General features: G+C 65.8%; 12 protein-coding genes. 4 read left to right on the forward strand and 8 right to left on the reverse strand.

Going from position 1 to position 13,251, the window contains the following annotated elements:
* Window positions 1-44: 44 nt before the first annotated feature.
* Window positions 45-935, forward strand: a complete 891-nt coding sequence (locus RYH74_RS18975) for a LysR family transcriptional regulator (protein ID WP_317409916.1) — start codon at window positions 45-47, stop codon at window positions 933-935.
* A gap of 114 nt (window positions 936-1,049) precedes the next feature.
* Here the strand turns inward: RYH74_RS18975 and RYH74_RS18980 are convergent, their stop codons facing one another.
* Window positions 1,050-3,476, reverse strand: coding sequence for a TonB-dependent receptor (locus RYH74_RS18980; RefSeq protein ID WP_317409936.1), 2,427 nt, complete (start codon window positions 3,474-3,476; stop codon window positions 1,050-1,052).
* A 226-nt stretch (window positions 3,477-3,702) separates the two neighbouring features.
* Window positions 3,703-4,824 (reverse strand): sigma-70 family RNA polymerase sigma factor, encoded by a 1,122-nt coding sequence (locus RYH74_RS18985; protein WP_317409917.1) that lies wholly within the window; start codon window positions 4,822-4,824, stop codon window positions 3,703-3,705.
* 135 nt (window positions 4,825-4,959) lie between these two features.
* Here RYH74_RS18985 and RYH74_RS18990 point away from each other — a divergent pair, with 135 nt between their 5' ends.
* The gene (locus RYH74_RS18990) at window positions 4,960-5,442 is read left to right on the forward strand and encodes an LEA type 2 family protein (protein ID WP_317409918.1); all 483 of its coding nucleotides are present in this window, start codon (window positions 4,960-4,962) and stop codon (window positions 5,440-5,442) included.
* Window positions 5,443-5,460: 18 nt separating this feature from the next.
* On the opposite strand, the gene RYH74_RS18995 is transcribed toward RYH74_RS18990, so the two are convergent.
* Entirely contained in the window at window positions 5,461-5,724 is a 264-nt protein-coding gene (locus RYH74_RS18995) for a hypothetical protein (RefSeq protein ID WP_025338356.1), read from the reverse strand.
* Between the two features lie 129 nt (window positions 5,725-5,853).
* Here RYH74_RS18995 and RYH74_RS19000 point away from each other — a divergent pair, with 129 nt between their 5' ends.
* Window positions 5,854-6,174, forward strand: coding sequence for a YqjD family protein (locus RYH74_RS19000; RefSeq protein WP_025338355.1), 321 nt, complete (start codon window positions 5,854-5,856; stop codon window positions 6,172-6,174).
* Between the two features lie 22 nt (window positions 6,175-6,196).
* Here the strand turns inward: RYH74_RS19000 and RYH74_RS19005 are convergent, their stop codons facing one another.
* On the reverse strand, window positions 6,197-6,814 hold the full coding sequence (locus RYH74_RS19005; RefSeq protein ID WP_085665501.1) for a tRNA-(ms[2]io[6]A)-hydroxylase: 618 nt from the start codon (window positions 6,812-6,814) through the stop codon (window positions 6,197-6,199).
* 154 nt (window positions 6,815-6,968) lie between these two features.
* Here RYH74_RS19005 and RYH74_RS19010 point away from each other — a divergent pair, with 154 nt between their 5' ends.
* Window positions 6,969-7,832, forward strand: coding sequence for a universal stress protein (locus RYH74_RS19010; protein WP_025338353.1), 864 nt, complete (start codon window positions 6,969-6,971; stop codon window positions 7,830-7,832).
* Window positions 7,833-7,967: 135 nt separating this feature from the next.
* Here the strand turns inward: RYH74_RS19010 and RYH74_RS19015 are convergent, their stop codons facing one another.
* From RYH74_RS19015 to RYH74_RS19030, 4 genes are read right to left on the reverse strand one after another with little or no spacing between them, the layout of a single operon-like run.
* A complete protein-coding gene (locus RYH74_RS19015) occupies window positions 7,968-8,171 on the reverse strand; it encodes a formate dehydrogenase subunit delta (RefSeq protein WP_015269628.1) in 204 nt (67 codons plus the stop codon).
* The gene (gene fdhF, locus RYH74_RS19020; protein ID WP_025338352.1) at window positions 8,168-11,050 is read right to left on the reverse strand and encodes a formate dehydrogenase subunit alpha; all 2,883 of its coding nucleotides are present in this window, start codon (window positions 11,048-11,050) and stop codon (window positions 8,168-8,170) included. Before fdhF ends, RYH74_RS19015 begins: the two co-directional genes overlap by 4 nt.
* Window positions 11,047-12,615 (reverse strand): formate dehydrogenase beta subunit, encoded by a 1,569-nt coding sequence (locus tag RYH74_RS19025; RefSeq protein WP_317409919.1) that lies wholly within the window; start codon window positions 12,613-12,615, stop codon window positions 11,047-11,049. Before RYH74_RS19025 ends, fdhF begins: the two co-directional genes overlap by 4 nt.
* Window positions 12,609-13,091 carry a formate dehydrogenase subunit gamma gene (locus RYH74_RS19030; protein WP_054572333.1) on the reverse strand — a complete coding sequence of 161 codons (483 nt, stop codon included), beginning with the start codon at window positions 13,089-13,091 and terminating at the stop codon, window positions 12,609-12,611. The genes RYH74_RS19025 and RYH74_RS19030 overlap by 7 nt, the downstream gene beginning before the upstream one ends.
* Window positions 13,092-13,251: the final 160 nt, after the last annotated feature.

The following is a 13,251-nucleotide window of genomic DNA, read 5'->3' on the forward strand; positions in this document are numbered from 1 at the left end:
GGAATGGCAAGTTTGCAAAGCTGACATTCACCAGAGGCAATGTAATGCTCGGACAAGTGCACGACCCCGACCTGCACCTGCTGCGGCTGTTCGTCACTGTAGTCGAGGCCGGTGGCTTCAGCGCCGCGCAAGGCGTGCTGGGCCTGAGCCAGCCCACCATCAGCCAGCGCATGGCGCAGCTGGAAGCGCGGCTGGGCTACCGCCTGTGCAGCCGCGGCAAAGGTGGTTTTCACCTGACGGAAAAAGGCGCGTTGTTGCTGGACGCCGCCCGTGGGCTATTGCTGAACATCGAACAGTTTCGCCAGCAGGCCAATGGCGTTGCCGGGCGGCTGCTGGGGACCGTGCGCATAGGCATGGCGGAGAACCAGGACAGGGCGGTGAGCCTGAAGCTGGCGGCGGCCATTGCGGCGTTTCGCAGGCGCGAGGAAGCGGTGCAGCTGGAGCTGATCAGTGCGCCACCTGCAGAGCTGGAGCGCTTGTTGCTGGAGCAGCGGCTGGATTACGCCATCAGCTACTTTTCCGGCAACCAGGCAGCCTTCGATTACCAGCCGCTGTTCGAGGAGCGGCAACGGCTGTATTGCGGCAAGGGCCATGAGCTGTTCGGTGAGGCTGGCGTTGGGCGGGAGCGGTTGCTGGCGATGGACCAGGTGCGCCATCCGTACCGGTTTCTCAAGGGCGGCGAGCCGTTCCAGAGCGAGCGCAGCATGGCGGTGGCGGAGCAGATCGAGAGCGTGCTGACGTTCATGCTGTCGGGGCGGCATATTGGCTATCTGCCGTGCCATTGCGCGCAAGCTTGGGAGGCTGAGGGGCTGTTGTGGGCGCTGGACCCGGGGTTGGACTTTGTGGTGCCGTTTACCTTGGCCAGGCACCGGGCGCAGGCGGTTGGCGAGGCACAGCAGGCGTTTGCACAGGATTTGCTGGCGGCGTTTGCCTGACCCGGCCTCTTCGCGGGCTTGCCCGCTCCCACAGGGGCCTCACAATGCCTGCGGGCGGCGCCGTACCTGTGGGAGCGGGCACGCCCGCGAAGAGGCAAGTTCAGACAACATCAATCAGTAAGCCATGCTCCAGGTCAGGGTGTAGGTACGCCCGCGCCCTTGGTAGTCATACAGGTAAGCCGGCCCGTAGGTAGGCGAGTAGAACAGCGTCGCACGCTGCCCCCAGACCGTGCTGTACTGCTTGTCCAGCAGGTTCTGGATGCCGGCGCTGAAGGTGCCGAAGCCGGTGTCCTGGCTGCCCAGCAGGTCGAAGGTGGTATAGCCGTCGATCTCGTGGTCGGCATCGTCCTTCAGGCTGAAGGCATGGTTGGCCTGCAGCCGTGCACTGCGGCCATCGCCCTTCCAGCCGACGAACGCTGTAGCCTTGGACAACGAGGCATAGCGGGCATCACGCTTGATCCAGCCACCATCGACATCCTCCTCCTCGGAGCGGGTCAGGTGCAGGGTTCCACCGGCTTCCCAGCCGGTCTGGAAGTGCCGGGTCAGAGCGCCTTCGAAACCGAAGTCGCGGCTTTTCTGCTCTTCCACGTTGATGGTCAGCGTCTGCGAATCGACGTTGATGATCTTGTCCGACCAGATGTAATACAGCGCCGCCTGGGCATCCCAGTCCAGGTCGGCATAGCGCCAGCCCAGCTCCACCTGTCGGCTCTTGATGCCGGCCAGCGGGTTGTCGGCCACGCTCAGGCCGGGCTTGCCGTAGTACTTGGCCGGGTCGGGCAGGTCGAAGCCTTCGCCGTAGTTGGTCCATACCTGGTGGCCATTCTTGAAGTCGTAGATGGCACCGACGTTGAACAGGTTGACCTGGTAATCGTTGCTGCCGCCCGGCACACCCTTGAAGTCGCTGACGTCCACATCCATCTGCTGGCGCCGGGCGCCGCCGGACAGGGTCAGGTTATCGGTGGCATGCCAGTCCAGCTGGGCGTACACCGACACGCCATCGACCCGGTAGCTGGGGTAGCGTGCGGCCTTGCTTTCCTTTTCCAGCTCCAGGCCACCCGACTCAGACGACGTCTGGGCGTTGAAGGTGGTCTGTTCGGCATTGAAGCGCTCGCGATCCAGGTCGACGCCGTAGGTCAGCTTCAGCGCGTCCCACTGCTTGGCGAACAGGCCCTTGAGGCTGGTGACTTCGAAGTTCTGCTGCGAGGCGGCGAAGTACACCCCGCGCGAGCCGGTGGGTGTGGCGCGGTTGTAGTACGGGAACGGGTAGAAGTTGTCGTCTTCCTTGCGGTACGAGGCCTGCAGGTAGAAGTCCTGGCCCAGCACGTCGGTGTGGTGGTAGTTGGCGTTCAGCAGCAGGCGCCGGGTGCGCGGCTCCAGGTCCGACGAGTAGCCGCTGCGCAGCTCGGCGTTTTCAAGGTCGGATGGGGCGTTGTGGTTCAGGTTGGGGAAGTAGATGCCGGTGCTGCCGTGGTTGCCCGAGTCATAGTACTGGGCCAGCAGGTCGAGGCTCTGCTGGTCGTTCAGTTGCATCCCCAAGGTGCCGAGCACGTCGATGGTGCGGTTGTACTGCAGGTCGGTCTGGGTGTTGTCGATGAATATCTGGTCGCCGGCGCCATCGTAGAAGGCTTCGTTCTGCTCGCCGGAAACCCCCAGGCGGGCGTTGAACCGCTCGTTGCCACCACTGATCGACTGGGCGAAGCGGGTGGCCAGGTCGTCGCTGTTGTTGAAACCGCTGCTGGCTCCGAGCTGTGTCTCGAAGCGCGCCGGGCCGGGTTCGCCCTTCTTGGTCACGATGTTGATAATACCGCCGGTGGCGCCACCGCCGTAGATGGCACTGGCGCCAGACAGCACTTCGACGCGCTGGACGTTGAACGGCGAAATGCTGTCGAACTGGCGCGACAGGCCGCGCGAGCTGTTCTGGCTGACCCCGTCGATCATCACCAGCACATTGCGCCCGCGCATGTTCTGGCCGTAGTTGGTACGGCCTTCCGGCGCCAGGTCGAGGCCTGGCACCAGCTTGCCGATGGCTTCCTTCAGGCTGACGCCGCTGTCGATCTGCTCGCGCAGCTGCTGCTGGTCGACCACCCACACGGTGCCGGGGATTTCGCTGATCGCGGTGCTGGTGCGCGAGGCCACGCTGACCTCGATCGGCTTGAGATTGACCGCCTGCGGCGCAGCGTCGGCCTTGCGCAGGGTCACCGTGCGGGCATCGCTGAAGTGCCAGCTCATGCCGCTGCTGGCCAGCAACTGCTGCAGGGCCTGCTCGATGCTGTAGCTGCCCTGCAAGGCCGGGCTGGCCTGGCCGGCGACGTCGCCGGTGGTGTACAGCAGGTGCAGGCCGGCCTGGTCGGCGAAGGTGGTCAGGGCCTGGTCCAGCGGCTGGGCCGGCAGGTCGAGCTGGACCTGGCGGGCCTGGGTCTGGGCCTGTTCGGTGGCGGTCGAGGCAAATGCCTGCAGCGGGCCGACCAGCATGGCCAGGGCACTGCAGGACATCAGGGCATGGTGAAGCGGACCGCGGCGGCGGTGCAAGGGCTTGAGCATCAGAGGCACGAATGAGCTTCCTGACAAGTCGTAAATGAGAATTGGTTGCTGATCAGTCCCACTACGACGATCTGGCTTGCAGGAACTTGCAGTGCAAGATAAAAAATTTTTCCTGTGCCGGCCTCTTCGCGGCTAAAGCCGCTCCTACAGGGATCTCCACAGCCTTCCAGGCCTGTGCAGTACCTGTGGGAGCGGCTTCAGCCGCGAAGAGGCCGGCACAGGCGAATCAATGAACCACGGCCAACCACGGCAGGTAGGTCACCTTCAACCCATAGCGCTGCTCAAGGGTCCGCAACAGGGCCTCCGGCTCATCGAGGTCGAACACCCCGCTGACCTCCATCGCCGCCAGCTTGCTATCGGACAACACGATCCGCCCATGCCGGTAACGCTCGAGCTCCGCCAGCACCTGCCCCAGCGGCTTGCCGTTGAAGATCAACTTGCCGCGCTGCCAGGCCATCTGCGTGCCGGCATCGGCCGCTACTGCCAGTTCATGCTCGCCAACCTTGGCTTCGCCGTGTGCCAATACCACGCGGCCATCGCGACGCACGCTGAAGGTAGCCGCACTCCCCTGCACCCGCTCACCGGCCGTATCGACCACAAAGGGCCGTGAATCATCGGTGGTCTCGAACAAGGCTTCACCACACTCCAGCACCACCCGCCGCTCACGGTCGCTGAACACCACGCTCAGGGCAGTGGCGCTGTTCAGCGTCACCCGCGTGCCATCGGCCAGGGTAATCACCTGTCGCTCACCCACCCCGGTGTGGTAATCCGCCAGCAGCACCGGCGCCTGCTGCCAACCCGCCACAGCAACGGCCAACACCAGGGCTGCAGCCACGCCCGCCTGTTTGAGCCAGTTGCGGCAATGGCGCAGGGCCTGGCCGATGTATTTCGCCACCATGCTTTCGGAAACCCCCAGGCGTTGCGCGATCTGCGCCTGGGTCAGGCCGTCGACGCGGTTGAGCAACAGCGCCTGGCGGGCATTGTCGGACAGCTGCAGCAGCGCCTGGTCAAGGATCTGCAGGCGCTCCCGGGCCAGCAAGGCCGCTTCGGGTGCAGGCGCCGGGCAGGCCACCTCACCTGCCCGCTCGCTGTCGTCGTGGCTGGCGGCAATGCGCTGCTCGCGGCGCAAGGCATCGATCGCCAGGTTGCCGGCCACGCGGAAGATGAAACTGCGCGCATGCAGCACCGGCACCGCCTGCTGGTCGATGTTCACCAGCCTCAGGTAGGTTTCCTGCGCGACGTCGGCAGCGCGCTGGCGGTCGCTCATGCGCCGGGTCAGGAACTGCAGCAGGTCGTCGTAGTGCTCCTGGAAGCTTGCCAGCAGGCCCGGCGCGGGAGAGGTCAGCATGGGTTTGGGAACGGCCAGTAGGAGAAGTTATCGGGCGTTAATGAGAAACAGTATCTTTCATCTGGGCAGAGACTTTCAACGCCGACGCGTATTTGCCACACTGCCCATTCGCCCACTCTGGCAAGGTCGCACCCCATGGCTGCCCGTCTGCACCGTTACGCCCGCCTGTTCCTGGTCCTGCTGCTGGCCTGCGGCCTGGGGGCCTGTGCGCTGTTCCAGGCACGCGACCCGGTCAATATCAGCGTGATCGGTATCGAGCCGCTGCCCGGGCAAGAGCTGGAACTGCGCATGGCGGTGAAGATGCGGGTACAAAACCCCAACGAGGCGCCGATCGACTACAACGGCATCGCCCTGAACCTGGAAGTGAACGGCCAGCCGCTGGCTGCCGGGGTCAGCGACCAGCAGGGGCACATCGGCCGTTATGGCGAAGCGGTGGTCGTGGTGCCGGTGAGCATCACGGCGTTTTCCTTCCTGCGCCAAGCCTATGGGCTGGGCCGGGTGGACTCGTTGCAGGGCCTGCCCTATGTGCTGCGCGGCAAGCTGGCCGGCGGGCTGCTGGGGACCGTGCGCTTTACCGACGAGGGCAAGCTGGACCTGCCCAAGGGCGCCTACTGGTAGGCGCCTGGCGGGGTGTGATCAGCGGTTGGCGCTGGCTGCGGCCATCAGTTTGTTGACTTCGCTGCGCACCATGTTGGCGTATTCGGGCGGCGACATGCCATCCAGCTCGGCGCGCACCCACTCGGCCCATTTGCCTTTGCGCCGGGGTTTTTCGGCGATCAGCCGCGCCGCTTCGCCCTTGGCCTTGCCCAGGTTGTTCTGCCACAGCTCGAACAGCCGGGCCTTCTCTGCCTCGATCTGCGCCCGTTCCTCGAAGCTCATGTTGGCCAGATTGAAACTCATGAAGGTACCTGCAGGTTTGAAAATGGCCGCTATCTTACACCCAGGTACTGCAACAGCCCAAAGCCGCCGCAACTTTCCCGACGCGCCGGCATCCATTGTTCAAACCACACCATCGACGAGGACGAGTTCATGGCCCGGAAAAACGCCGCGCTGGCCGACAGCGATCAGATCAAGGACCAGGTATTCAGCGAACTGCAGGCGCTGATCGAAGAATCGGAAAGGCTGCTGAACGACAGCGCCGCCCTGGTGGGTGACGAGGCGGAAACCCTGCGCGCGCAGGTAAGCCTCAAGCTACGCCAGGCGCGCCATGCCGCCGACAAGGTGCGTAGCAAGGCGCAACCGGTGGTGGAGGCTACCCAGGACTACATCGGCGGCCACCCGTGGCAGACCGTGGCCATTTCCGCAGGCCTCGGGCTGGTGGTCGGCCTGCTGCTGGGCCGCCGTCACTGACGCCTGGGCCGCCTGGTGCGAATCAGGCGGCCTGCGCCATCGGGATACCGCTGTGGAAACGCAGCTCCTGGTCCGGTGACTGGATCAGCTCCACCTCCGCTGCACGCACCAGTTCCACCCGGCGGGCGATGTCTGCCTCATCGCCGTAGTTGTGCGCCAGTTTCAGGTACCCCTGGTAGTGGCGCGCTTCGCTCTTCAGCAGGCCGTGGTAGAAGCGGCCCAGCTCCTCGTCCAGGTGCGGTACCAGCGCGGCAAAGCGCTCGCAGCTGCGCGCCTCGATGAACGCCCCCACCACCAGCGTATCCACCAGCTTGACCGGCTCGTGGGCGCGCACCAGGCGCCGCAGCCCCGACGCATAACGCCCCGCCGACACCGGGCGCAGCGGCACGCCGCGACGCTTCATCAGGCGCAGCACCTGCTCGTGGTGCACCAGCTCCTCGCGGGCCAGGCGCGACATCATGTTGATCAGGTCGAGGTGGGTGTTGTACTTGGCGATCAGGCTCAGGGCGGTGCTGGCAGCCTTGAATTCGCAGTTCTTGTGGTCGATCAGCAGGGTTTCCTGGTCGGCGAGCGCCGCTTCGATCCAGGCGTCTGGTGTCGGGCAACCAAGAAAGGCGTCGATTTCGGGGATCAGGGACATGAGCGTGCAACCACAAAGAACAGGCAGGGCCGGCGATTATACCGGCGGCGGCGGGCGGCGCCAGTGACTATGCTTGATGTACATCAAGCGCCAGCGGGGGAAGCGCCGACTATAGTCAGGCATTGGTCGCCACCTTTGAAGGGAGTTAACGCCCATGCAAGCCGTCCGCAGCATCCTCGTCGTCCTCGACCCCGAGCACGCCCACAGCCGGGCACTGACCCGGGCCAAGCTGATCGCCGGTGTCACCGGCGCGCGCCTGCACCTGCTGATGTGCGACAAAAGGCATGACCACAGCGCGCTGCTGAGCCTGCTGAGCAGCCAGTTGCATGATGACGGGTACGACAACGTCACCCATGAAGAGGCCTGGCGCGACAACCTGCACGACACCATCATCTACGTGCAGCAGGCCGAGGGCTGCGAGCTGGTGATCAAGGAACACCGCCCGGACAACCCGCTGAAAAAGGCCCTGCTCACCCCCAGCGACTGGAAGCTGCTGCGCCAGTGCCCGTGTGCCGTGCTGATGGTCAAGAGCGAGCGGCCGTGGACCGGCGGCAAGGTCCTGGCCGCGGTGGACGTGGGCAACCAGGACGAGGACCACCGCCGCCTGCATGCCAGCATCATCGACCATGGCTATGACATTGCTGCGCTGGCCAAGGGTGAGTTGCACGTCATCAGCGCCCATCCGTCGCCGATGCTGTCGGCGTCGGACCCGGTGTACCAGCTGAGCGAGACCATCGAAAAGCGCTACCGCGAGGCGTGCAAGGCGTTCCAGGCAGAGTACGACATCAGCGAAGACCGCTTGCATGTGGCCGAAGGGCCGGCGGATGTGCTGATACCGCATACCGAGAAGAAGATCGATGCCGTGGTGACGGTGATCGGCACGGTGTGCCGCACGGGGATTTCCGGGGCGTTGATTGGTAATACCTCGGAGGTGGTGCTGGATTCGCTGGAAGGGGATGTGCTGGTGCTCAAGAGCGAGGAGGCAATTGCCCATCAGGCGGAACTGGCCCGCGGCTGAGTTCAATCTGTCAGGGCCCTATCGCCGGCAAGCCAGCTCCCACATCGACCGCATTGACCTCAAGTCATGTGCAGTACCTGTGGGAGCTGGCTTGCCGGCGATGGGCTGCGCAGCAGCCCCATTCAACACCAAACGCTAGGCCAACGCTTCCTGCACCTTCGGGTCCAGCCCCTCCCCTGCATTGGCCTCGATCCATTGCGCCAGCTGCCGGCGCATCGCCGGCGTCCAGAAGCTCTGCAGATGCTGCCGTACCCCTTGCACCGCCAGCGCCCGGTCTGGCTCGCTGTCGAAGTAATGGGCAATCTGGTTGGCCATCTTGACCAGGTTCTCACTGCTCATCGGCGCACCTCGGCTTTTTCCGCAATACGGCGCTCCTTCAGCAAGCGCCGCTGCTCGTCACTGAAGTCCTGGTAGCGCTTCTGCCACTGCGAAGGCTGGAACACTTTCACCACCTCCACCGCCGTCACCTTGTACTCAGGGCAGTTGGTGGCCCAGTCGGAGTTGTCGGTGGTAATCACGTTCGCCCCCGACTCGGGGAAGTGGAACGTGGTGTACACCACCCCCGGCGCCACCCGTGCACTGACCTTGGCGCGCAGCACCGTCTGCCCCGCGCGGCTGCCGATGCCGACCCAGTCACCGTCCTGGATGCCACGGCTTTCGGCGTCGGTCGGGTGGATTTCCAGGCGGTCGGCGTCATGCCAGGCGACGTTGCCGGTACGCCGGGTCTGGGCGCCGACGTTGTACTGGCTGAGAATGCGCCCGGTAGTCAGCAGCAGCGGGTAGCGGTTGTTGACCTTCTCTTCGGTGGGCACGTAGCCGGTAAGCATGAAGCGCCCCTTGCCACGTACGAACTGGTCGATGTGCATGGTCGGCGTGCCATCGGGCGCTGCGTCGTTGCATGGCCACTGCAGGCTGCCGTGGCGGTCGATCTCGGCATAGCTGACGCGGTGGAAGGTGGGCGTCAGGCGGGCGATCTCGTCCATGATCTCGGACGGGTGGCGGTAGTTCATCGGGTAGCCCAGGGCATTGGCCAGGGCCACGGTCGCCTCCCAGTCGGCCTTGCCGGCCAGCGGCTCCATGACCTTGCGCACCCGCGAAATGCGCCGCTCGGCGTTGGTGAAGGTGCCGTCCTTCTCCAGGAACGAGCTGCCCGGCAGGAACACATGGGCGAACTTGGCTGTTTCGTTGAGGAAGATGTCCTGCACCACCACGCACTCCATGGCCAGCAAGGCCGCAGTGACGTGCTGGGTGTTGGGGTCGCTCTGGGCAATGTCCTCGCCCTGGCAGTACAAGGCCTTGAAGCTGCCGTCCAGCGCCGCTTCGAACATGTTGGGGATGCGCAGGCCCGGGTCCGGCTGCAGGGTCACGCCCCAGGCACGCTCGAACTCGGCGCGCACGCCCTCGTTGGAAATGTGCCGGTAGCCGGGCAATTCGTGAGGGAACGAACCCATGTCGCACGAGCCCTGCACGTTGTTCTGCCCGCGCAGCGGGTTCACCCCTACCCCTTCGCGGCCGATGTTGCCGGTGGCCATGGCCAGGTTGGCGATGCCCATCACCGCGGTGCTGCCTTGGCTGTGCTCGGTCACGCCCAGGCCGTAGTAGATCGCCGCGTTGCCGCCGGTGGCGTACAGCCGGGCGGCGGCGCGGATCTGTTCGGCAGGCACGCCGCAGACCGGGCCAAGCACTTCGGGGGCGTTTTCCGCCAGGCTGACGAAGTCGCGCCAGCGGGCGAAATCTTCGGTTTCGCAGCGGGCATCGATGAAGCGCTGGGCCAGCAGGCCTTCGGTGACGATCACGTGGGCCAGGGCGTTGAGCATGGCCACGTTGGTACCGGGGCGCAGTTGCAGGTGCAGCTCGGCACGGGCGTGCGGCGAGTCGACCAGGTCGATGCGCCGCGGGTCGATCACGATCAGCCGCGCACCCTGGCGCAGGCGGCGCTTGAGCTGCGAGCCGAATACCGGGTGGGCGTCGGTGGGGTTGGCGCCGATCACCAGCACCACGTCGGCCTGCATCACCGAGTCGAAGCTTTGTGTACCAGCCGACTCACCCAGGGTCTGCTTCAGGCCATAGCCTGTGGGTGAATGGCATACCCGCGCGCAGGTGTCGACGTTGTTGTTGCCGAACGCCGTGCGCACCAGTTTCTGCACCAGGTAGGCTTCTTCGTTGGTGCAGCGGCTGGAGGTGATGCCGCCGATGGAATCGCGACCGTACTTCAGCTGGATGCGGCGGAACTCGCTGGCGGCGTAGGTCACCGCCTCGTCCCAGCTGACTTCCTGCCATGGGTCTTCCAGGCGCTTGCGGATCATCGGCTTGGTGATGCGGTCCGGGTGGGTGGCGTAGCCCCAGGCGAAGCGGCCCTTGACGCAGGCGTGGCCGTGGTTGGCGCCGCCGTTCTTGTCCGGGACCATGCGCACCAGCTGGTCGCCCTTCATTTCGGCGCGGAACGAGCAGCCGACGCCGCAATAGGCGCAGGTGGTGATGACCGCACGCTCGGGCTGGCCCAGCTGTACCAGGCTCTTTTCGGTCAGGGTCGCGGTCGGGCAGGCCTGCACGCAGGCACCGCACGACACGCACTCGGAGGCGAGGAAGTTCTCACCACCCGCCGCCGCCACTCGCGATTCGAAGCCGCGCCCGGTGATGGTCAGGGCGAAGGTGCCCTGGATATCCTCGCAGGCGCGCACACAGCGGCTGCAGACGATGCACTTGCTCGGCTCGTAGTCGAAATACGGGTTGGATACGTCCTTTTTCTCGGCCAGGTGGTTGGCGCCGTCGTAGCCGTAGCGCACCTCGCGCAGGCCCACCTGGCCGGCCACGGTCTGCAGCTCGCAGTTGCCGTTGGCCGAACAGGTCAGGCAGTCCAGCGGGTGGTCGGAGATGTACAGCTCCATCACGTTGCGGCGCAGGCCGGCCAGGCGTGGGGTTTCGGTGTGCACCACCATGCCTTCGCTGACCGGGGTGGTGCAGGAGGCCGGGTAGCCGCGCATGCCTTCGATTTCCACCATGCACATGCGGCATGAGCCGAAGGCTTCGAGGCTGTCGGTGGCGCACAGTTTGGGAATGCTGGTGCCGAGCATGGCCGCGGCACGCATCACCGAGGTACCGGCGGGCACAGTGATGGCACGGCCATCGATGCTCAGGCTGACCTGTACCTCGCTGTCACGGGCCGGGGTGCCGAGGTCGCTGCTTTTATCAGAAGCGGGGTCGAAGAAATTGATCACTGCGCGGCCTCCGTGTGGGTCAGCCCGAAATCGGCGGGGAAGTACTTCAGCGCGCTGGCCACCGGATAGGCGGTCATGCCGCCCATGGCACACAGCGAGCCGTATTGCATGGTGTCGCACAGGTCGCGCAGCAACAGGGCCTGGTCATGCCGTTCGGTCATGTCGCTGGTGGCGATCAGCCGGTCGACCACTTCCATGCCGCGGGTCGAGCCGATGCGGCACGGGGTGCACTTGCCACAGGATTCCTCGGCACAGAACTGCAAGGCGAAGCGCGCCATGCTGGCCATGTTCAGGGTGTCGTCGGCCACTACCACACCACCATGGCCGAGCATCGCGCCCATGGCGGCGAAGGCTTCATAGTCCAGCGGCGTGTCGAAGTGGCTGGGCGGTACCCAGGCACCGAGCGGGCCACCCACCTGCGCGGCCTTCAGCGGCCGGCCGCTGGCCGTGCCGCCGCCATAGCCTTCCACCAGCTCGCGCAGGGTCAGGCCGAAGGCGCGTTCCACCAGGCCGCCCTGGCGGATGTTGCCGGCCAGCTGGAACGGCATGGTGCCCAGCGAGCGGCCCATGCCGAAGTCGCGGTAGAACGCCGCGCCCTTGGCCATGATGATGGGTACCGAGGCCAGGGTGAGTACGTTGTGCACCAGCGTCGGCAGGCCGAACAGGCCCTGCAGCGCGGGCAGCGGAGGCTTGGCGCGGACGATGCCGCGCTTGCCTTCGATGGATTCGAGCAGCGCGGTTTCTTCGCCGCAGATATAGGCGCCGGCGCCGACCCGCACTTCCAGGTCGAAGGCCTGGCCGCTGCCGGCCACGTCGCTGCCGAGATAGCCGGCGTCACGGGCGATGGCGAAGGCCTTGTTGAGCACGCGGATGGCGTCGGGGTATTCCGAGCGCACATAGATGTAGCCCTTGTCGGCACCCACGGCGAGGCCGGCAATGATCATGCCTTCGATCAGCAGGAACGGGTCGCCTTCCATCAGCATGCGATCGGCGAAGGTACCGGAGTCACCCTCGTCGGCGTTGCACACCACGTACTTCTGCCCGGCCCCGGCGTCACGCACGGTGCGCCACTTGATGCCGGCCGGGAACGCCGCACCGCCCCGGCCGCGCAGGCCGGAATCGAGCACGGCGGCGACCACCTCGGCACCGTCCAGGGCAACGGCCGCTTCAAGGCCGGCGAAACCGCCATGGGCACGGTAGTCGTCCAGCGACAGTGGGCGGGTGATGCCGGCGCGGGCGAACAGCAGGCGCTGCTGGGTCTTGAGGTAAGGGATGTCCTCGACCGGCCCCAGGGCCAGCGAGTGGCCACCAGGTTCACCGGGCTCACCGGTAAAAGCGTCGAGCAAGGACGGCACGTCTTCCGGGGTGACCGGGCCGAAACCCAGGCGGCCTTGCGCGCTGTCGCACTCCAGCAGCGGTTCTAGCCAGTACAGCCCGCGGGAACTGGTGCGCTGGATGTCCAGCGGCAGCTGGCGGCGCTCGGCCTCACGCTGCAATGCATCGGCGACCTGGTCGGCGCCCACGGCACGGGCTACCGAATCGCAGGGGATGTACAGCTTCAGCATGCTGCGTCCTCCTGGCAAGCGTTGACCAGCGCGCGCAGGCGCTCAGGGGTAAGGCGCGCATGCACCTGGCCGTCCAGTTCCAGCGCTGGCGAGCAGGCACAGGCGCCCAGGCAGTACACCGGGCGCAGGCTGATGGCGCCGTCGGCGCTGGTGCCGTGGTCGTCCAGCGCCAGCTGTTCGCGCAGTTGCGCGGCCAGCGCCTCGGCGCCCCGGCTCTGGCACGACTCGGCGCGGCACAGGCGCAGGGTGTGGCGCGCCGGTGGCGTGGTGCGGAAATCGTGGTAGAAGCTGATCACCCCACGCACCTCGGCCAGGCTGAGGTTCAGGGCATGGGCAATTTCGGCGACAGCGGCATCGGGGATGTAGCCGATGTCGTGCTGGATGGCATGCAGGATCGGCAACAGCGCGCCGGGGGTATCCTTGTCACGGGCCAGAATGCGGTGGATCACAGGCAGGTGGAGCAATTCATCAGGCATACAGCGGACCTCGGCATCACGGACCCTGCCTGAATTGTTGTAAGGGCAGGTATCCGGCGTGTTCTGCTGCGGCGCGCCGGCCACGTCACGGTTGCGTGGTGCCAGCGGCCTCCTTGCCTGCGGCCGCACGTCTGCGCGCACTGGTCCGAGGCATCCTGCA

The sequence above is a fragment of the Pseudomonas sp. LSJ-87 genome (assembly GCF_032971465.1).
GTDB classification, from domain to species: Bacteria; Pseudomonadota; Gammaproteobacteria; order Pseudomonadales; family Pseudomonadaceae; genus Aquipseudomonas; species Aquipseudomonas putida_Z.

What these genes read in the sequence shown, in the direction of transcription:
- RYH74_RS19015 (WP_015269628.1), bottom strand. Translation starts at nt 8,171, where the DNA reads ATGAGCAGTGAGAACCTGGTCAAGATGGCCAACCAGATTGCCCATTAC.
- RYH74_RS19000 (WP_025338355.1), top strand. Translation starts at nt 5,854, where the DNA reads ATGGCCCGGAAAAACGCCGCGCTGGCCGACAGCGATCAGATCAAGGAC.
- RYH74_RS18975 (WP_317409916.1), top strand. Translation starts at nt 45, where the DNA reads ATGCTCGGACAAGTGCACGACCCCGACCTGCACCTGCTGCGGCTGTTC.
- RYH74_RS19010 (WP_025338353.1), top strand. Translation starts at nt 6,969, where the DNA reads ATGCAAGCCGTCCGCAGCATCCTCGTCGTCCTCGACCCCGAGCACGCC.
- RYH74_RS18995 (WP_025338356.1), bottom strand. Translation starts at nt 5,724, where the DNA reads ATGAGTTTCAATCTGGCCAACATGAGCTTCGAGGAACGGGCGCAGATC.
- RYH74_RS19030 (WP_054572333.1), bottom strand. Translation starts at nt 13,091, where the DNA reads ATGCCTGATGAATTGCTCCACCTGCCTGTGATCCACCGCATTCTGGCC.
- RYH74_RS18990 (WP_317409918.1), top strand. Translation starts at nt 4,960, where the DNA reads ATGGCTGCCCGTCTGCACCGTTACGCCCGCCTGTTCCTGGTCCTGCTG.
- RYH74_RS18980 (WP_317409936.1), bottom strand. Translation starts at nt 3,476, where the DNA reads ATGCTCAAGCCCTTGCACCGCCGCCGCGGTCCGCTTCACCATGCCCTG.
- RYH74_RS18985 (WP_317409917.1), bottom strand. Translation starts at nt 4,824, where the DNA reads ATGCTGACCTCTCCCGCGCCGGGCCTGCTGGCAAGCTTCCAGGAGCAC.
- RYH74_RS19005 (WP_085665501.1), bottom strand. Translation starts at nt 6,814, where the DNA reads ATGTCCCTGATCCCCGAAATCGACGCCTTTCTTGGTTGCCCGACACCA.
- RYH74_RS19025 (WP_317409919.1), bottom strand. Translation starts at nt 12,615, where the DNA reads ATGCTGAAGCTGTACATCCCCTGCGATTCGGTAGCCCGTGCCGTGGGC.